Genomic DNA, 20,968 nt, shown 5'->3' on the forward strand with positions numbered 1-20,968 from the left:
TAGCACCATAAATTATTTTGCTATAAAATTTAATAATAAACCCAACTGTACCGCCGGGATGTAAAAAAAAGAACAGAACATTACTTTCCTGGCATCTGCCAGTTCTCTGCTCATTAAAAGTTTAAAAGCCAACCAGCTAAAAATGAGTCCGGCAATCAGGGATAAACCAGCAATGTAATAACCGCCAAAACCATAAATGGTTGGCAATAAACTCACCGGAATTAAAATCAGCGTACTTAAAAAAGTTAAAAGTGCGGTTAATTTATCTCTTTTTTTGGTAGGCAATAGCCTGAAACCCGCTTTCTTGTAGTCATCATCCAAAACCCAGGCAATTGCCCAGAAGTGAGGGAACTGCCATACAAACTGAATGAGGAATAAGATAACAGCGATATTATAGTCGATAGCCTGAAACATTTCAGCCTTTAAGCTCCCAAATGCAGCAAGATAACCAATGAGTGGCGGTAAAGCCCCTGGAATAGCGCCCACAAAAACAGCAATTGGCGATTTTCTCTTCAATGGTGTATACGCAAAAGCATATAACAAAATTGAAAATACCGACAGTAACCCTGTTTCCAGATTTAAATGCCCCAACAGCCAGGTACCTGAAAATGCCATAAAAACGCCCAAAATCAATCCCTGTCCGGTGGTCATTCTGCCTGCCGGCATCGGGCGGTCTTTGGTTCTAGACATTAATTTATCCAGATCTTTTTCAATAATCTCGTTAAAACAGTTTGCAGCAGCGGTTACCAAAAAACCACCAGCTATTAAAATCAACCAGTTTCCCCAGTTAATAGAATGAATGATGTCTGTTTCACCTAACGCAATCATTTTCTTTACCCAAGTAGGATCGTTACTCCTCGCTATCTGCATTTTCTGCCCGATCAAAAAAGAAATCGATGCCGAAAACACCACCGTAAACGATAGCCTGAATTTGATAAGTTTAGAAAAATCTGAAAGATATTGCTTCAATTTTCTTAAATATTATTGTTTATATGTACTTGTTCTGTAAACCAGTAAGTACAAATAAAACTGTAAACTAAACAACAGCGTGGAGAACAAAATGTGCAGTGCCTGCGCTGCTGGTGGAAAAGCAATATATGCCAAAGCTAAACCACTTAATAATTGAACAAAGAGCGTAACTAAAATAAACTTGGCTGTTAGCAACGGAGCCGCTTTACCACTAAAACGGTCGATAACCATTTTATAAACTACACCGTTGGTGATTACCACCAAAATGGCCAAATCACGATGATAAGAAAAAACATTTCCCACCTTCGAAATCCATGTTGCCTTCTCACTATAGCCTAAAGATTTGGCAATTACATCTATTGCCTCCCTTACATCGGTGCCCAAAATAATCTGAACAATGCTCACCACTAGTGTAAAGAACAAAAAGCCTTTAAGCCATAATATTTTATACATAATTACCGAAGGCGCTTTATTGAGCTGTTTTGCGTAATTATACGTATATATTGAGATGGCCAATATTACCAATGCTAAAAGCATGTGTACGGTTACCACCCATTGTGCCAGATTGGTTGATACTACAATAGATCCCAGCCAGGCTTGATAGCCCACAACAAAAATATTAAGTACACTCAGTACAATGATTCGTTTAGCCGTTTTCCGATAGGTAAAGGAATAAATAGCAGTAAGCAATAGAAAGATGCCTGCAGCTACGCCTACTAAGCGGTTCAGGTACTCTGTCCATGTTTTGGCTGGATTAAATTCTTCTGGTATAGTTATACTTCTATCATTCCTGATGCTATCAGCAAGGGCAACTTTGCCCATACTTTCCAGGTATTTAGCGAATTTTTCATTCTTCTTCAAGCGACCAGCTACATATTTCTCCTTATAATTGGCAGGAAGTTGAGATACATCAGTTGGCGGAATGTAACGGTCGAAACATTTTGGCCAATCCGGACACCCCATGCCAGATCCGGTACTACGTACAATACCTCCGGCAAGTACAACCAATAGTGTGACTATGATGGTTATAAGATTAATTCTAATGAAACACTGTTCTGATCTGCTGACCATATATCTATAAGATGAAAAGGGTATCCGGATAAGCAGAAACTTAATCAGATACCCCTTTGAAATTTTATTTAAAGCTTAAACTATCCCTTGTTTTCTGTAACAGGATTAGCTAATTCCCAATCTTGCTGAATTTTTTCTGCTTCCTCATTTCCTTCAAAATCATGAGGTAAGTTAGAGCTCATCGTTTGAGAGAAAGGAACAGTTTGCGGAATAAAATCTGCGTCATGTCCTGGCTTGCTATAATCATATGGCCATCTGTAAACCGTTGGGATTTCACCTTGCCAGTTACCATGTAAGTGTTCAACAGGTGCAGTCCATTCTAAAGTATTCGCTTCCCAAGGATTTTGAGGGGCTACTTTTCCTTTAAAGATGGAGTAAAAGAAGTTAAATAGGAACGCTACCTGAGCCAGAGCCGCCATAATAGCTGCCCAGGTTACAAATACGTTAACAGTTAACCACTTCTTCATAAATTCAAACTCGGTAAACGCATAGTAACGACGTGGTACCCCATCTAAACCTAAGAAGTGAAGTGGAAAGAACACCAGGTAAGCTGCAATGAAAGTTAACCAGAAATGCAAGTATCCCAATTTAGCATTCATCATTCTACCGAACATTCTAGGAAACCAGTGATAAACCCCTGCAAGCATACCAAAAATTGCTGCAGATCCCATTACCAGGTGGAAGTGGGCAACAACAAAGTAAGTATCGTGTAAGTTAATATCCAAAGAAGCATTTCCTAAGAAGATACCGGTTAAACCACCAGAGATAAAGAACGAAACTAAACCAATGGCGAATAACATGGCCGGTGTAAAACGGATATTACCTCTCCATAGTGTAGCCAGATAGTTAAATGTTTTTACTGCAGATGGTACCGCAATGATTAACGTAGTAATCATAAACACACCACCTAACAACGGGTTCATACCTGTTACAAACATGTGGTGACCCCAAACGATAAATGATAATACGGTAATACCGATTAGTGAGTAAACCATTGCATGGTAACCAAAAATTGGCTTACGTGCATTTACTGAAATTACTTCAGATGAGATACCTAACGCCGGCATAATTACGATATAAACCTCAGGGTGACCTAAGAACCAGAATAAGTGTTGCCATAAGATTGGTGAACCACCTTCATTTGGTAAAATATCAGTACCCATTACGATATCTGATAAATAGAAACTGGTACCGAAGCTGCGGTCAAATACCATTAATACTACACCAGCTACTAGAACCGGGAAAGATAGGATACCTAAAATTGCGGTTAAGAAGAAAGCCCAGATCGGCAATGGCATTTTCCAAAGATCCATCCCTTTAGTACGCATATTTAAAATGGTACTTACGTAGTTAATACCACCCATTAAAGATGAAGCTACGAAAAGCACCATACTAATTAACCACAAAGTCATACCCAAGCCTGAACCTGGCATAGCCTTAGCTACAACAGATAATGGCGGATAAACCGTCCAACCTCCTGATGCTGGTCCCGTTTGAATGAAGAATGATGACATCATGATCACACAAGCCATAAAGAAGAACCAGTAAGATAACATGTTCAAGAATGGCGAGGCCATATCTCTTGCACCTATCTGAAGTGGGATTAATAAGTTACTAAACGTTCCACTTAAACCAGCTGTAAGTACAAAAAATACCATAATGGTCCCGTGAATGGTAACCAAAGCCAGATAAAAGTCGGGCTTTATACGACCGCCTTCAGCCCATTTGCCTAAGAAAGTTTCTAAGAAAGGGAAGTTTTGATCTGGCCATGCCAATTGGATACGGAATAGGATTGATAAGCCCATTGCAATTACCGCCATGATAATACCGGTAATCAAAAATTGCTTGGCAATCATTTTATGATCCATACTAAAGATATACTTTGAAATCAAAGTCTCTTTATGATGCCCATGATCAGCGTGATCGTGATTGTGTTCGTCGTGTAATGCTATTGTTGACATAATTCGTTCGCTCCTGCTTAATATTATTTATTTAAAGCCATTTGGTTAGTTTTTACAGCTGCTGAATCTTTAGCTGCTGAATCTGCTTCTGATTTTACAGGTGCAGGTGCCACTGGCAAATTAAATTGTTTTCTTAAATCGTCATTTAAGTATGTTTTCTGTTCTGCAATCCAGGTTTTGTATTCAGCCTCTGATACTACACGAACAACTTTTTGCATGTTATAATGACCAGATCCACAGATTTTTGCACATAAGAAAAGGTAATTAAAATTCGGATCGTTGGTTTCCTGCTGCATTTCTGCAGTCGTTTTTGTAGGCGTAAATTCAAAAACCGTTCTCATACCCGGTACGGTATTTAACTGTACCCTGAAGTGTGGCATATAAAAACTGTGAATTACATCTTTACTCGTCAGAATAAGTTTAACTGGTTTGCCCACAGGAAGCACCATCTCATCTGCCATTTCATCATCACGAGAATTAACATCTTTAAAATCAATACCCAATGTATTGGTTGCTGTAGTTAACTTATAATTCTTTTTACCTACAATTCCGTCAGCCCCAGGATAGCGGATAGACCATTTGAACTGCTCAGAAGTAACCTCAATCTGCAATGGCTTGTTATTTGGATCCTCAACTTTGAAGAAAATAGATCTCCAGGTTAAGAAACCCATTAAAACCAAAACAGTTAATACTAAAGCCGGAACGATGGTCCAGATTTTTTCGATGGTATTATTGTGTGGATAGTAGTAAGCTTTTCTCTTTGCAGAATATTTATAGATGTAAGAAAATCCGAACAACAGGATGTGTGTTGCTATGAAAACGATTGTGGTAATGATTAATGTTAAATTAAACATTCTGTCAATTTTCTTTCCATGCTCAGATGCAGCATCAGGAAGTAACATTGACCCATGTACCGTATATTCCCAATATACCCCATATAAACCGATCACAAGAAACAATGCAAACAAACTTGCATGTACCCTGTTCCAGTTGATACCAACAGGTTTACCTTGTGCTTCGCGGCTTAACTCATATACTTTTATTGCTTTACCAATAATAGCAATGAATAAGCATACCGCAAGGAAAACCAGAATATAAAATATTACCGATTTATAAACCTCGCCCATATCAACTTTCGGTGCCGCGGCAGCACCTGCTGCTGCATCTTGCGCAAATACGCTAGTGTTTGCAAAAGCAGTAATCAATACTGCCAAAGCTGCGGTCGTTTTATTCGTTATAAACTTTCTTAAACTCATTTTCTTAAAAGTAGTACGCTGTACTGCTAATTATAATAATAATTAAATATTTGCTCTATCTTATCACCACTAAAGCTGATGATGCAAACTTTCTTGTAATAATGGGTGATTCTTCGCGATTAAAGGCTTTTTGCTTAATGATGATAAAACCGTAAAGGTAAACAATCCTACGAAACCTAATGCAATACCGATTTCTACAATTCCAAAACCATTATGACCATCTTCAACCGCACCTGGCATAATCATCTGGTAATAATCTACCCAATGACCTAACAATACCACGATAGAAACGAATAATAATTTGGCATCTGTTCTTTTGTTATCTCTATCCATTAATAATAATACAGGCGCTAAGAAATTCATGGCCAGGTTTAAGAAAAACCAGAACTTATAATATTCAAAACGTTTATAGAAATATACAGTCTCCTCAGGCATATTTGCATAGTAGATCAATAGGAATTGAGCAAACCATACATAAGTCCAGAAGATAGAGAAACCGAAAATAAACTGGCCTAAGTTATGCAAGTGGCTATTGTTAACCCATTGCATATACCCAGCTCTTCTTAATAAGATCAGGATAACAGCAATAGTTGCCAAACTACTTACCCACATTGCAGCGAAGTTATACCAGCCAAACATGGTAGAGAACCAATGTGCCTCTAAAGACATGATGGTATCAAAAGCAAATACCGGGGTAGTAAAACCGTAAATTACCAGGAAGATACAAGCATTTTTGAAGCTTTTTCTGTATGAATTTAAACCGCCTGCCAAGTCTTCATTGTAAGAAAACTTAACAAACATGATCGAAAATATACTGTAAATACCTAAGAATACCACCTGGCGGCCTAAGAAAAAAGGCACATTTAAGAATACCGATTTACCTGCGATAATAGCATCATAATTAGGGCTGTTCTGATCGGTTAAACCTTCAGCATGCCAGTGGTGATATAAATTGTGCGAGTATAATCCTGCTGAAATAACCACTACAAGTATTACAGCCGCTATAGGCAAAGTTTTGGCCATAGCTTGTGGTACACGTAAAATTGATGCAGACCAACCTGCCTGCGCTACATATTGAACAGCCAGGAAAAATGTACCAGACATACAAACGCATGCAAAGTAATATGCCATAAGCAACAGGTTAGCAAAAGTACGCTCATGCATTACTTTATCGCCCGCCAAAAAACCGAACAATACAGCCGCAATACCGATAACGATACCAACAATGCTTAACGTTTTTACTTTCCCTGTAAACTCAAACTGTTCACTAAAATTAATATTGTGAGTTCCCATTTATATTTGCTTTACTATTGTCCTTTTTGTAATTGTTGAACATACATCACCACTTTCCAACGATCTGTTGGTGAGATTTGCGAAGCATGCGAGCCCATGTTATTTACACCGTATGTAATGGTATGATAAATTTTACCTGCGGTAAGATCAACCATGTTACCACCTCTGGATGATGAACCGGTTTGATAAGCAGGTACACCACTAAATTTCTCAATTTTAACCAGGTGTCCCTGTCCATCACCTTTATCTCCGTGGCAAGGGCTACAGAAAACGGTAAATAAGTGTTTACCCTGGGCCAAATTAACAGTATCAACTGGTAAAGGATTTACCATACTCACTCCTGCTGCTTCATATCCTTCTTTAGTATTAGGATACTCATCATATTCAGTAAAACCTACCGGTTTGGTATGTGCAGGTGGTAACTGAGCGGTTTTACCATCCTTAAAATTTTTGTTTGGCTGATCCGGATTGTAAGCAATCGGATCATACATGTTTCTGGCATATTCTAAGCCAGTACTGCGTTTATCTTTACAAGCAGAAAAGGTAGCTGCAAAAGCGATAGCTAAAAACGCTGTGTAAACAAATTTATTCTTATTCATAGCTAATGTACTTCCTTTCATTATACTTTATTTCTAAAGCACCTGCGTCTTTTAATAATCCATCAATTACAGTATGTTCTACATTGTCTTTTGCATCAACTGCAATAACAAAACGATCATCAGTAGCACGTAGGTCCATCACTCTTGGTGCTCTTCCTGGAAATAAGTGGGTAGATGCATAATAAGTTAACACCATACCGAAAGCACAGAATAATACTGTAAGCTCGAACATTATCGGAATAAAATCCGGCAATGCGAATGATGGTTTACCACCTATGTTTACTCTCCAATCGATTACTGCGCAGAAATAAATTAAAGCGAATGCACAGCAGGTACCAGTAATACCAAAGCAAAATGCCGCGATATCGATTCTAGATCTTTTAATTCCTAATTTGGCTTCTATTCCGTGTATAGGCATCGGTGTATATACATCATAAATACTGATGTTATTTTCCTGAAGCTTTTCGATGCCATGCATCATTTCGTCAGGATCGCCAAAGCTGCCTAAAATATATTTGATATCACTCATTGTTATATTTTTGCGTAATCTTCTTGTTTAACACTATCAAATTTTTCTAAAGACTCTATGTACTCTGCTACATATTCTTTATTCTCATGCCCTTCTTTAATCTGTTTCATTTTAGCTTGCTCACTCGCAGATTTTAATAATAATTTAACCTCTGCAATAGCGATTGACGGCAATACCCTTAAGAACAATAAAAATAAGGTGAAGAATAATCCAATTGAACCAACGAATACACTGATATCAACCCAGGTTGGATAGAACATGGCCCAGCTTGACGGAATATAATCGCGGTGTAAGGAAGTAACGATAATTACAAAACGCTCAAACCACATACCTACGTTCACCACGATCGATAAAATCCAGGTTGCTTTAATGCTTAGGCGGATTTTCTTGAACCATAACAATTGTGGAGAGATTACGTTACAAGTCATCATCATCCAATACGACCACCAGTAAGGACCAGTAGATCTGTTGATAAATGCATACTGCTCATACTCTGAACCTGAATACCATGCGATAAAGAACTCGGTTAAATAAGCTACACCTACGATTGATCCAGTTAAGATGATGATTTTGTTCATCGACTCGATGTGGAACATGGTGATGTAATTCTCTAAGCCCAGTACTTTACGTGCAACCAATAATAGGGTTAATACCATCGCGAATCCAGAGAAAATCGCACCTGCCACGAAGTATGGAGGGAAGATGGTGGTGTGCCATCCTGGTATTACGGATGTTGCAAAGTCCATTGATACAATGGTGTGTACCGAAAGTACAAGTGGTGTAGAAATACCGGCTAAGATTAAAGACACCGCTTCGAAACGTTGCCAGGTTTTTACACTTCCACTCCATCCAAAAGAAAAGATAGAATAGATTTTTCTACGGGTACCAACGGCACGGTCGCGGATGGTTGCGATATCTGGTAATAAACCGGTGTACCAGAATAATAATGATACAGAGAAGTATGTAGAGATCGCAAACATATCCCATACCAGTGGTGAGTTAAAGTTTACCCAAAGTGATCCGAATTGATTTGGTAAAGGTAAAACCCAATAAGCTAACCAAGGACGGCCCATGTGAGACACCACATAAGTTGCGGCACAGATTACGGCGAAAATAGTCATCGCCTCTGCCGAACGGTTGATGGAGTTACGCCAGTTCTGACGGAAAAGTAAAAGTACTGCTGAAATTAGTGTTCCGGCGTGACCGATACCTACCCACCATACGAAACCGGTGATATCCCATGCCCAACCAACTGTTTTATTTAAGCCCCATGCACCGATACCATTCCAAAAGGTGTAACTAACAGCTACCACCCAAAGTAAAGCACCCAATGCTGAAACGATGAAACCAATCCACCAAGCCTTATTTGGCTTATTTTCTACCGGCATCAAAATATCATCCGTAATTTTTGCGTACGTGATATTATCGCCGGTAATTAATGGTTCTCTAAGTATTGATTCGTTATGTCCTGACATAATTTGTATTTTCTATATACTAAAGCTTACGCTTGTACTGTTGTATCTGTATTTCTAATTTTTGTCATGTAGCCGATACCCGGTTTCACATTGATCTCTTCCAATACGTAGTAGATACGCTCAGAACGTAATGCTTTTGAAACCTCTGAATTTGGATCGTTTGCATCTCCAAATACGATCGCATTTGCTGAACAAGCTTCCTGACAAGCCATTTTAATATCGCCATCTTTTAATGGACGTTTCTCCAGTTTAGCTTGCAATTTGCCACCTTGTATACGTTGAATACACATTGAGCATTTTTCCATTACCCCTCTTGAACGTGTAGTTACATCAGGGTTTAAAACCAATTGGGTAAACTCGTTATTTAAATAGTTATCGAAACGTGAATCGTTCCAGTAGTTAAACCAGTTGAAACGACGTACTTTGTATGGACAGTTATTTGCACAGTAACGTGTACCTACGCAACGGTTATAAGCCATATGGTTTAAACCATCACTTGAGTGTACAGTAGCTAATACCGGACAAACCGTTTCGCAAGGTGCATGATCACAGTGTTGACACAACATTGGCTGGTGAACCACCGAAACATGATCTAAGTCTTCTAACTTAGCAATCTCTTTCTCTTTGGTTACATCACCATTCTTGGTTTCATAACTGTAATAACGATCGATACGGATCCAGTGCATTTCACGACGACGGCGAACCTCGTCACGGCCTACAACAGGGATGTTGTTTTCTACGTTACAGGCAACAATACAAGAACCACAACCTGTACAAGCATTCAAATCGATTGCCATTACCCAGTTGTTACCTGGTTTTTCGTACTGATCCCACAGATCGTAATTTTTATGCTCACCTTTTTCGTTACCAGCACCGGCATTTTTTAAGTATGCCGCAAATGTAGCTTCTTTAATTACTGCACGGCCTTCGAAAGAGTGGTGCGTTTGTGTTTGTGCAAGCTCGTAGTAACCTCCTGTTGGGGTAATGGTTACGTTTGTAGCATATTGCATGGTTCCATTTGCAAAAGATACAAATGGGAAAGCATTTTTACCCACATCGTTACCAGCTTTACCTGCTTTGGTACGGCCGTAACCTAATGCTATAGATGCAGTTCCCTGTGCTTGTCCTGGCTGGATCAATACCGGAAGATCTACTGAATATCCGTTGCTTCCTTTAACAGAAACCACATCAAACTCTTTAACTTTTAATCTCTCTGCAGTTTTAGGGGCAAGGGCAACAAAGTTATCCCAGGTCACTTTAGACACCGGATCTGGCAATTCTTGTAGGAATGCGTTATTGGCATTCTTACCATCCCGCATAGGTACGTTTTCGTAAACCTGTAACTCAATCTGATCGCCACCTTTAAAAGCTTTGCTGCTATTTGCAATTGAAGTAGCAACCTGAGCTAAAGATTGTGTAAATGAATAACTAGCAGCTGGTTTAGCGGCTGAAGTAACCACACCTTTTTCTAAAACCTCTTCCCATTTCAAACCAACAGCTGGTAACATTTTAGCTTCCCAGTTGCTGCGTACAAACTGATAGTAATCTTTAACAGGAGCATCAGCCCAGGTTAATAAACTTTCTTCAGCCTGGCGGCTGTTGAAAACAGGGTTAATTGTTGGCTGAACGATAGAATAATATCCTTCGTAAGCATTTGCATCACCCCATGATTCTAAATAGTTATGGTTAATGGCAATAGCATCACAAGCCGTAGCCGTTTCATCTGCACGATCTGAGAATGAAATTTTAGCAGGAACCTTAGCTAACGCATCAGTAAATGCTTTTGCATTTGGGGCATCATAAACCGGATTAGTGTTTAAGAATAAAACAGCTCCAACTTCGCCGCGGTTCATTTCAGCAACCAGGCCACTAAATTCGGCATCGTTACCTGCATATAAATAACAAGGGTTATCTAAATCAATGGTAGTACCATAACTTCCGATAGCGGCGTTAATGGCATTTACTAAAATCTGAGTAGAAACATCGTTCGAACCACAAACCACAAGGCCTTTACCTTTAGCTTGTACCAATTCTTTAGCTACCAGTTTAATTACTTTATCAGCAGTAGCATTGTTACCCAATGTTCCGCCTGGTAAAGCATTACCTGTAATGGCATTATATAAAGCAATTAAAGCAGGTCCTTCTTCCGATAATTTAACCGGAACACGGGTATCTGCATTGGTACCTGTTAAGCTCATTCCACTTTCGAACTGGATGTGGCGGCTCATTTTTTTATTTTCTAACGATTTGTAGTTACGGTTAGCCGTATATTGAGCAGTAAACTCTTCTCCGCTAATCCAGGTACCTAAGAAATCTGCACCGAAACTTACAATTAAATCAGCCTTATCAAAATTATACTTAGGTAAAACTGCTTTACCGAAACTATTCTGGTTGGCCTGGATCATACCTGTATAAGATACAGCATCATACTGTACCAATTTAGTTGCAGGGTATTTTGCAATAAAAGTTGCAATCACCGCATTGGTCGACGGGCTGTTTACGGTTGATGATACCAAACGGATTTTTTTGCCACCAGCCTGTGCTTTTGCCAACTCGCCTTTTACAAAGCTGTCGATTTTTGCCCAGGTCGTTTCTTCAACTCTTCCATCTTTTACTAAAGCTGGTGCTTTTAGTTTAGATACATCATATAAATCTAAAACCGACGCCTGCGCTCTCGCATCTGTACCACGGAAAAATTGACCTGCATTTGGATTTGGTTCAATTTTAATTGGGCGGCCCTCTCTGGTTTTAACTAAAATACTCTGGCCATTAAAGCTCGAAGTATAATAGTTAGGAATACCTGGAGTAACCTCTTCAGGTTTTACCAGGTAAGGAATAGATTTATGAACAGGAGCAGTTTGACAGGCTGCTAAAGTTACAGCACCTAAACCAAAACCTAACGCCTTTAAAAAGTCGCGGCGTGGGGTAACGGTACTTAACCCTGCTTCATTTAAAACATCTTCTATTGGAAGTGGCTCGGCGAATTCGTTTTTGTTATTTTTAACAAAATCGGGTGTATTGTTATACTCCTCTAAGCCTTTCCAGTATTTTTTGTTGCTTTCCATTTAAGCTATATTACTGTTTATTCGAACGTTCTTACTAAACTCTAATCTATTAATAGTGGCATTTACCACACTCTAAACCACCCAATAACGCTGGTGTAATTTTCTCGCCTTTTTTAATCTTTTCATGCGCTTCGATCACCTTAGCGTAGAAAGCATTATTTTTCTGACCAGAAATATCTGTTTCTTTATGGCAGTTGATACACCATTTCATGGTTAATGGAGAATATTGATAAATTTCTTCCATGGTATTAACCGGGCCGTGACAGGCGAAACATACAGGCTCTGTTGGTTGTAATCCTTTTGCTTTGCGGATGGCATCTTCGGCAACAACTACGTGCTGAGAGTGGTTGAAGTAAGCAAAATCAGGAAGATTGTGTACACGTACCCACTCCATTGGTTTAGCTTTACTCTCATCATATTTCTGTGTTTCAGGATCGTAACCCAAAGCATTATAGATTTTCTTGATCTCAGGAGAAACTTCACCATCATATTTATCTCTTGCCTGTACTGCTTTATGGCAGTTCATACAAACATTTAATGATGGGATAGATGCATTTTTAGATTTAAATGCACCCGAGTGGCAGTACTGACAATCGATCTGATTGATACCCGCATGCAGCTCATGTGAAAATTTGATTGGCTGAACCGGTTGATAACCAGTATGAACACCTGTGTTCCACATGCCCATCCAACCGAATGAACCTAAACAGATGATTAAACACAAGATAAAGAACATCACAAATTTCTTGTTCTTGAACATCTTGCGCACACCAACCTTTAATGGCACATCTTCCTCAATCTCGATACCTTGTTTCTGTAGAATCAAACGCTCTAATAATTTAGAAGCACGACCTAAGATCACTAAAATAACAATGGCCAATACAACGATGGCAACAATACCTGCAATTGATAAACCTGAAGTAGACTCGTCTTTCGCTGCAACAGCACCACCTGCTGGAGTAGCTGCTTTTGGCTCACCCTCTTTAATGTAGGCTAAGATATCTTTTACCTTGGTTTCGTCTAACTCAGGAAAAGACGTCATTGGCACTTTTCCATTTTCGTTAAAAAGTTTAACAGCTTCAGGGTTACCAGAAGCTACGAGGCCTTGCGAATTTGGAATCCATTTTAAAAGGAACTCTTCCGAGTGGCGATCACTTACACCCTTTAAGGCCGGACCAACTAATTTAGCATCTAATGCGTGGCACGAAGAACATTTTGCTTTGAAAAGCGTTCTTCCTTCTTTAGCATCCTGCGCATTTACGGTAGAAACCGCTATTACGGAAATTGCTGAAAATACGAATAACGACTTCCAAACGCTTTTTAAAATCATCGAGATATCTCTCATAATGAACACTTTATACTTATTTAATTTACTTTTTGTTGTGAAATTGATGCTGAACTAGGGGTAGCCCCACCAAAACTTGAACAAAAGTATAACTTATTAATAAATCCCATGACATAATAGTGACTTGAAATACAATTTATAATCATTCTAAACAAATGCCATTTCAAGCCATTCCGGCAATAAAAATGCCCATTTTGATGAAGAATCTTCAATGGGCATAATACAAACCAATTTGGTTTATTTATTTTTTCTGGTTATTGTTTTAATATCCAGGCAAACATTAATGGCGCTACAATAGTAGCATCACTTTCTACAATAAATTTAGGTGTGTGGATATCGAGTTTACCCCAGGTAATCTTTTCGTTTGGTACGGCGCCAGAATATGAACCGTAAGAAGTGGTCGAATCCGAAATCTGGCAGAAATAACTCCAGAAAGGAATATTTTCCATTTCCATATCCTGATAAAGCATAGGAACTACACAGATCGGAAAATCGCCGGCAATACCGCCACCAATCTGGAAGAAACCGATTCCTTTACCTCCACTGTTTGCAATATACCAATCAGCCAGCCAGCCCATATATTCAATACCGCTTTTCATCGTAGTGGCTTTCAATTCATTTTTCATCACGTATGAGGCAAAAATATTACCCATAGTAGAATCTTCCCATCCTGGTACCACGATTGGCAAATTCTTTTCTGCCGCAGCAAGCATCCACGAGTTTTTAGGATCGATTTCATAATATTGCTCTAAATCACCACTTAAAAGCATCTTATACATAAATTCATGTGGGAAATATCTTTCACCTGCATCATCTGCATCTTTCCAGATTTTGTGGATATGTTTTTGTAAACGGCGGAAAGCTTCTTCTTCCGGAATACAGGTATCGGTAACACGGTTGTAATGGTTCTCTAAAAGATCCCATTCATCCTGCGGACTTAAATCACGATAATTTGGTACACGTTTATAATGAGAATGTGCTACCAGATTCATAATATCTTCTTCAAGGTTCGCACCTGTACAAGAAATAATGGCCACTTTATCCTGGCGGATCATTTCTGCAAGTGAAATGCCCAATTCTGCAGTACTCATTGCACCAGCAAGTGTGATCATCATTTTACCACCTTCATCTAAATGCGTTTCGTATCCTTTAGCCGCATCCATCATTGCAGCAGCATTAAAATGGAGGTAATTACGCTCCATAAACTGAGATATCGGTCCTCTTGTATTGCTCATTTCGTTTTGTATTGTTTGCCGCAAAAATAGGTATTTAGGTCGAAAGTGAAAACATTAAAAGCGTATAGCGTTTGGAGTGTGGCGTTTGGGGCATAGTGCATGTTGCCAATTAACCGATTCCCCCAATTGTCATCCTGAACAGCGTCGAACAGTCTATCGTTTAGAAAGTAAGTCAGCATACAAATGCAACATTCCCCTCGCAAACATCATCCTGAACCTGTTTTCAGGATCTTTCATGCAGATAAGTGATCACATCTTTTTGGAAAGCAATGACAGTAGCTATTGTTAAAGTCAGCCCGGCTTTACGGTACAAGTCCTCGGCTCGTGCCTCACCTGCGGGCTTTCCACTCCAATCCGGTTTAGGTGGCGGTAGTTATTGAATTAATTCCCAGCGACCGTCATCCGGAACAGAATCGAAGAACTCGTTTATTAAAAGGCAATAGCAGTATAAAAATGCAACATTCTCCTCGCAAGCGTCATACAGATAAGTGATCATATCTTTTTTTGGAAAGCAATGACAGTAGCTATGTTTAAAGTCAGCCCGGCTTTACGGTACAAGTCCTCGGCTCGTGCCTCACCTGCGGGCTTTCCCCTCCAATCCGGTTTAGTTGGAGGCGGTCATTGCATCAATTCCCCTAGCGACCGTTATCCTGAGCGGAATCGAACGGTCTATCATTTGGAAAGTAATGTCAGCATACAAATGCAACATTCTCCTCGCAAGCGTCATCCTGAACTTGTTTCAGGATCTTTCATGCAGATAAGTGATCACATCTTTTTTTGGAAAGCAATTACAGTAGCTATTGTTAAAGTCAGCCCGGCTTTACGGTACAAGTCCTCGGCTCGTGCCTCACCTGCGGGCTTTCCACTCCAATCCGGTTTAGGTGGCGGTAGTTATTGAATTAATTCCCTGGCGACCGTCATCCTGGACGGAGTCGGAGGATCCTTCATTTGGAAAGTAAGTCAGCATACAAGAGCAACATTCTCCTTGCAAGCGTCATCCTGAACTTGTTGCAGGATCTTTCATGCAGATAAATGATCACATCTTTTTTTTGGAAAACAATGACAGTAGCTATTTTTAAAGTCAGCCCGGCTTTACGGTACAAGTCCTCGGCTCGTTCCTCACCTGCGGGCTTTCCCCTCCAATCCGGTTTAGCTGGCGGTGGTTATTACATTAATTCCCAGGCGACCGTCACCCTGGACGGAGTCGAAGGATCTTTCATTTGAAAAAGCAATTACGGTAGCCATTATAAATGCTATCCGGTTTAAGTGAGCTATATTATACTGCTATTAAAACTTCCCCTATTCCATTTTAATAAACAGTCTCATTATGCGCGTTGCAACCCCAAATGATTGCATATGCCAGGCCACCTAAACCCGACCTTAGCGAGATGCTCCAATTTCTTCAATTGGAGCAGAAGCGGGGGCGGGACTATACAAACCCAAATGCTACAGTATCTGCTTTCCAAAAATTTATACTTTTCAGCAATTTGCATTCAAATATAACCAATGAACGAATGACTATTGAACTAATGAACTATAATTAAATTTCCTTTTCTTTGCGGTAATGAAAAAATATTATCTGGTTATCTTACTTGCGCTTGTCTCAGGAAGTTCTTTTGCACAAATGAAACTGATCAGGAAGATGCTCTCGAACGAAAAGGATACTACACGTAAAGCCAGCTTTTTACCTTTGCCAGCTTTTGGATACAGTCAGGAAACCGGGTTTGAATTTGGTGTTGGCGCAATTTATTCCTTTTATGTAGACCGTAAGGATACCATGAACCGAAGTTCCAATTTCGCATTGAACACGACTTATTCCACCAAAAAGACCGCAAACTTTATGCTAAAAGGCGATATGTGGACAAAAGGGAACAAATACCATTTTATTGGCGACATCCGTTTTAAAAACCAGCCTTTTAATTTTTATGGCATTGGCAACTACACAACAAAATCAGATGAAAACAAATTGGATCAGCGGATTTTTAAAACACTTTTCGATGCCGAAATGAATACTTTACCAAAGGCTTATACCGGTGTTTCAATGGGTTTTGAAAATCATCATTTTACAGACCGTCAGCCAGGAGGCATTTATTCCACTAATCCGCAAATAATAGATAGAGATGGTGGTTCTGTTGCCTGGATTGGTGCATCGCAAAGTTATGATACCCGCAATAGCAACAACTATCCTACCAAAGGTTTTTTCGGAAGGGCAACCTATCAATATGCCCCTGATTTTTTTGGAGGAGAAAATTTCAATGGCTCACAGGTCAAAATCGATCTCCGAGGTTTCTTTAGCATCGCCCCAAAAGTGGTTTTGGGCGTCCAGGGGATTTATTATACCATCCAAAGTAAAAACACGCCATTTTATTTGTTGCAACAATTAGGAAACGACCAAATGATGCGGGGCTATTACAGCGGCCGCTACCGCGATGAGAATTTAATGGCAGCACAGGCTGAAATCCGCTACCGTTTTATGAACCGCTTTGGTATTGTAGCTTTTGCAGGTACAGGTAAGGTATTTAGCAATGGCCAGTTCAGTGCCGATGGACTAAAGCCCAATTATGGCCTTGGCGGCCGCTATTTTTTCGATCCGGCAAAAGGTTTGAGTGTGCGCCTTGATTACGGTATTGGCGAAAAACTGCCAAATGAAAAACGCCAGGCAGGATTTTATATCAGTTTAGCGGAAGCGTTTTAGGGGATGAATGAGGTAACGAAAAGAGTTGATGGCATAGTGGTCTTATAGTGTCCATCCTGAGCGGAGTCAAAGGATTTTTTAGCGACTAACCCTCACAGACGGTTTATTGCCACGGAACACAGAATGCACTGAAAATGAAAATCCAATAAAAGTTTAAAAATTTTCACCGAATAATGTAGTTTCCGAAGTTTTCAGATTGAGGTAAATACTGTCTGCTTTAATCAGCCCATCAATTTTATTTGAAGAGACCATAGCCTTACTAGCTGAAATCGTGTTATTCGTTTTGTTATAGGTGATTTTTGAACCACTAAGTTTAACACCATTATAAATAACCATCGCATCACCAAATAAATAAATGATACTTTTATCCTTACTCATCTTAACAGAATCTTTAGCAAGATATTCTACCTTCGCGTCGGCTTCGTTAAATGGCTGAACTAAAAGGGCATTTTTTAACTGCCGCTCTAAGCCAGGTTTCTTTGGATCCGCTGCTTTTCCGTTATCAGATGTCACTTTAAAATTTCCATTTTTCAAATCAAAAACAATAACCGATGCTGTTAATGAATTTCCATCTTTGGTTTTTAATACCGCATTTTTAGCTATCATTTTATTGTTTGGTTCATCCAGCTGTACATACTTAGCATTTAATCTGCAATCAACAATATCAATTACTGCATTTTCCATAAAAGAAACTTTCTCTTTTATGTCCCCGGTTATTTTAGTAAAAGAGATAATTCGGGGTTTAACCGGTCGCGCTGATTCTTTTGAGTCCTTAAAACCAGGAAATTTTACACCTTGTTTACCAGGTACCACATCAGGCCTTTTTATATTTTTAACAGATCCCGGCATTAAATGCTTCGCAATAGTATCAGTATCATTTACTAATGATTGTCCAGGCTTGACAAAGCCTTTTTGAGATTTATTTTCAGGCCGGATTTGCCTAACAGCATACACAGATTTAACAGCAAATAGCCACAACAGCATTAAAACCATAGGCAACATCAGGAGATAGACATTTTTTTTCTTATCCGGAGATTTTGAACTAAACAACATTTTAATGCGAGCTTTAATCGGGCTTTTCACAAAATTATGGATCAAGGGCATATCACTTTTGGCAATGGCCAGTTTCAATAACAGACTGGCATAAGCCTCACTTCCATAAGCTGCTGAAGTAAATTCATCTGCCTCATATTCATGCACCTGCTCTAAAGCTTTATCATACAGGTAAACTATAGGATTAAACCATAAAACGGATTTAAAAACCATTAAAAGAATTTTATCTATCGAATGGTATTGCCTGGCATGCACCAGCTCATGTTTAAGTAAAACAGCTAAATCAGCATCACCTAATTTATCTCCATCAATAAAAACATAATTAAAGAAAGAGCAATTGGTAAAGCCAGCAGTTTTGTTGATCAGTTTCAAACCCTCATCACTTTCAGTATAGTTTCCAGTATATTTAATCAAGCCGAACAACCGCCAAATGCAAATAAGCAGCAAAACCAAGGTTATGGCGCCATAAGCGAAAGGAACTAAACTTAACCAATCCATTTCGGGCTTTGTTTCTGGTTGATGTTCGACCGCTAAGGGTTGAATAAGCTGTGATGGTTTTTCAGCCATTTTCACTTCAGGCAAGTTGACCACAGGATCTGTATCCACTGTCACCACTTCGTGCTTAATCTCAAATTGCAAAGCTGGAATTACAAAACTCAGTAGTAAAGTGACCAGCAGATAAAAACGATTGATTTTGAAGAAGGTAAGTTTTTGTAAAACCAATACATAAAATCCGAAGAATAATATAGTGCAGGCCGTAACTTTGAGCAGATAGAATAAAATCATGGTTTTGTATCCTGGTTAATGATTTTCTTAATTTCTTCTATATCTTTTTCACTTAGTTTTTCCTCTTTTACCATAAATGATAACAAGCTGGTTGGAGAATTATCAAAATAACCTGAAAACAATTTGGAGAAGGTAGTTTTAGCATACTCATCCTTAGAAATGGCCGGAAAATATTCATAGGTCTTACCGTAAGCTTTATAGTTTACGTAACCTTTCTTTTCGAGCAAACGCACAATAGATGAAATGGTATTATAAGGCGGTTTAGGATCCTCTTCCAATTCATCTATCATGTCTTTCACGAATGCTTTCTGCAGTTTCCATAAAACCTGCATGATGCGTTCTTCAGCTTTGGTTAATTCTTCCATATCCAAATCTATAACTTATTTTTCAGTTAAACAACTAAAAAATAAGTTATACTACTGAAAAATCAGTTTATAAATATAAAACTCTGACTAACAGACAAATAAAATAATAGTTTTATTTCTTCCCTAAAGGCATCTATCCTTAATACCTAAACCCGATCGAAGCGGAATGCCGATTCTTCATCGGCAGAAGCGGGAGCGGGACCAAAGACCGCCAAAAGAAATGGACTGTTCGTTTCCTAATCCCAAAATTAATTTCTATCTGAAAAATGAATGTGCTTTGGTGCTTCGCTAGTATAGCTCTACACTTACTTCTCTTGCTTACGCCTGAAGTAGATAGAGCGTGTTCTCATTAATTCAAACGCTGCTTTCAACAATATTGATTAAACAATGATTTCTTCTAATTTTGAAAAACATACACTATCCATTCCGTCGAGTAATGCTGGGTACTCATTATCAAGCTGTTTTTTAAATATATTCCTTAAATCATCAGTCATTCCAAAAACTTCATCTGCTTTAAGCGAATCAAACCATACAATCTTGGCGTTTTGTATATCAGAAGAGATTACCTGCTTCACATAGGTTCCTTTTTTAAATTCCAGAATAAAGGTATATTTTTTCATATTTGATCTCTTCTGAATTCTACTGATAATGATTCTTTATCTTTAAAGCCCAACCTTCCTGGCAGTGGTACTCACAAAAGTCATTATGAATGTCTAAAAGTAGCAATTAAAGAAATCACCAACTTTTCGTTTTAGCATTTTTTAATCGCTTCGCAATTGCTTCATATTCTTCAAACAGGATGGGTCCAATCAAACCGGTACTGTTTTGTTGACCAGGATTTATCATATACGCTTTTTTATCTATCAAATAATAAACATATCTCGATTTATCTAATCGGGTGTCTCCATTGCTATATAAATATCCACGAAGTAATATCTTATCCTCATTATAAATGATTTGATTTACGCCTAAAGAAGAGAAAATTCCCTGTCGTTTGTAGTATAAATTTCTGTTATCTGGTATATCTACAGAGGAAACCTCAAAGTCGTCCCCCAATGAGATACTGTTACTGCAGCCTATAATTGTTATTCCTGAAGAAATTAGCAGCATTAAAATAACATGTAGTTTTATCATATCATAAAGATTAGGACTAGATCATATTGATCATTTATCGCAAGTGTCGAAAATTTTCCTGATCATGACGACTCAAAATCGATTTTGTTAATCTAAGAGCATAATAACCCAGGTACAGCCAAGGTCATTAGCTTAAA

The 20,968-nt window shown here is 38.8% G+C and carries 16 protein-coding genes; 1 reads left to right on the forward strand and 15 read right to left on the reverse strand.

Annotated elements, in window-relative coordinates:
* Positions 1-12: 12 nt before the first annotated feature.
* The 11 genes from cyoE to ACFE6N_RS07475 all read right to left on the reverse strand — a co-directional run bounded on the left by cyoE (position 13) and on the right by ACFE6N_RS07475 (position 14,798).
* Entirely contained in the window at positions 13-969 is a 957-nt protein-coding gene (cyoE, locus tag ACFE6N_RS07425) for a heme o synthase (protein ID WP_378935208.1), read from the reverse strand.
* A 12-nt stretch (positions 970-981) separates the two neighbouring features.
* Positions 982-2,040 (reverse strand): heme A synthase, encoded by a 1,059-nt coding sequence (locus tag ACFE6N_RS07430; RefSeq protein WP_378935210.1) that lies wholly within the window; start codon positions 2,038-2,040, stop codon positions 982-984.
* Positions 2,041-2,120: 80 nt separating this feature from the next.
* On the reverse strand, positions 2,121-4,001 hold the full coding sequence (locus ACFE6N_RS07435; RefSeq protein ID WP_378935212.1) for a cbb3-type cytochrome c oxidase subunit I: 1,881 nt from the start codon (positions 3,999-4,001) through the stop codon (positions 2,121-2,123).
* A 23-nt stretch (positions 4,002-4,024) separates the two neighbouring features.
* Complete coding sequence (locus ACFE6N_RS07440) at positions 4,025-5,257, reverse strand: cytochrome c oxidase subunit II (protein WP_090986758.1); 1,233 nt, start codon at positions 5,255-5,257, stop codon at positions 4,025-4,027.
* Positions 5,258-5,326: 69 nt separating this feature from the next.
* The gene (locus ACFE6N_RS07445; RefSeq protein WP_378935214.1) at positions 5,327-6,550 is read right to left on the reverse strand and encodes a quinol:cytochrome C oxidoreductase; all 1,224 of its coding nucleotides are present in this window, start codon (positions 6,548-6,550) and stop codon (positions 5,327-5,329) included.
* A 14-nt stretch (positions 6,551-6,564) separates the two neighbouring features.
* Positions 6,565-7,170 (reverse strand): cytochrome c, encoded by a 606-nt coding sequence (locus tag ACFE6N_RS07450; protein WP_090986762.1) that lies wholly within the window; start codon positions 7,168-7,170, stop codon positions 6,565-6,567.
* Positions 7,142-7,678 (reverse strand): DUF3341 domain-containing protein, encoded by a 537-nt coding sequence (locus ACFE6N_RS07455; protein ID WP_090498415.1) that lies wholly within the window; start codon positions 7,676-7,678, stop codon positions 7,142-7,144. The genes ACFE6N_RS07450 and ACFE6N_RS07455 overlap by 29 nt, the downstream gene beginning before the upstream one ends.
* A gap of 2 nt (positions 7,679-7,680) precedes the next feature.
* Positions 7,681-9,153 (reverse strand): NrfD/PsrC family molybdoenzyme membrane anchor subunit, encoded by a 1,473-nt coding sequence (gene nrfD / locus ACFE6N_RS07460; protein WP_090765459.1) that lies wholly within the window; start codon positions 9,151-9,153, stop codon positions 7,681-7,683.
* 26 nt (positions 9,154-9,179) lie between these two features.
* A complete protein-coding gene (locus tag ACFE6N_RS07465; RefSeq protein WP_378935217.1) occupies positions 9,180-12,218 on the reverse strand; it encodes a TAT-variant-translocated molybdopterin oxidoreductase in 3,039 nt (1,012 codons plus the stop codon).
* A 49-nt stretch (positions 12,219-12,267) separates the two neighbouring features.
* Positions 12,268-13,563, reverse strand: coding sequence for a c-type cytochrome (locus tag ACFE6N_RS07470; protein WP_378935219.1), 1,296 nt, complete (start codon positions 13,561-13,563; stop codon positions 12,268-12,270).
* A gap of 254 nt (positions 13,564-13,817) precedes the next feature.
* A complete protein-coding gene (locus tag ACFE6N_RS07475; protein WP_378935221.1) occupies positions 13,818-14,798 on the reverse strand; it encodes a deoxyhypusine synthase family protein in 981 nt (326 codons plus the stop codon).
* Positions 14,799-16,362: 1,564 nt separating this feature from the next.
* On the opposite strand from ACFE6N_RS07475, the gene ACFE6N_RS07480 reads away from it, so the two are divergent.
* Positions 16,363-17,493, forward strand: coding sequence for a BamA/TamA family outer membrane protein (locus ACFE6N_RS07480; protein WP_378935223.1), 1,131 nt, complete (start codon positions 16,363-16,365; stop codon positions 17,491-17,493).
* A gap of 153 nt (positions 17,494-17,646) precedes the next feature.
* Here ACFE6N_RS07480 and ACFE6N_RS07485 read toward each other — a convergent pair whose 3' ends face one another.
* From ACFE6N_RS07485 to ACFE6N_RS07500, 4 genes are all read right to left on the reverse strand, one after another.
* A complete protein-coding gene (locus ACFE6N_RS07485) occupies positions 17,647-19,332 on the reverse strand; it encodes a M56 family metallopeptidase (RefSeq protein WP_378935225.1) in 1,686 nt (561 codons plus the stop codon).
* Entirely contained in the window at positions 19,329-19,697 is a 369-nt protein-coding gene (locus ACFE6N_RS07490) for a BlaI/MecI/CopY family transcriptional regulator (protein WP_293745166.1), read from the reverse strand. The genes ACFE6N_RS07485 and ACFE6N_RS07490 overlap by 4 nt, the downstream gene beginning before the upstream one ends.
* 380 nt (positions 19,698-20,077) lie before the next feature.
* On the reverse strand, positions 20,078-20,317 hold the full coding sequence (locus tag ACFE6N_RS07495; protein ID WP_378935227.1) for a hypothetical protein: 240 nt from the start codon (positions 20,315-20,317) through the stop codon (positions 20,078-20,080).
* Between the two features lie 115 nt (positions 20,318-20,432).
* A complete protein-coding gene (locus ACFE6N_RS07500) occupies positions 20,433-20,831 on the reverse strand; it encodes a hypothetical protein (protein ID WP_378935229.1) in 399 nt (132 codons plus the stop codon).
* Positions 20,832-20,968: the final 137 nt, after the last annotated feature.

The organism is Pedobacter sp. BG31, from assembly GCF_042464845.1.
Taxonomy (GTDB): Bacteria; Bacteroidota; Bacteroidia; order Sphingobacteriales; family Sphingobacteriaceae; genus Pedobacter; species Pedobacter suwonensis.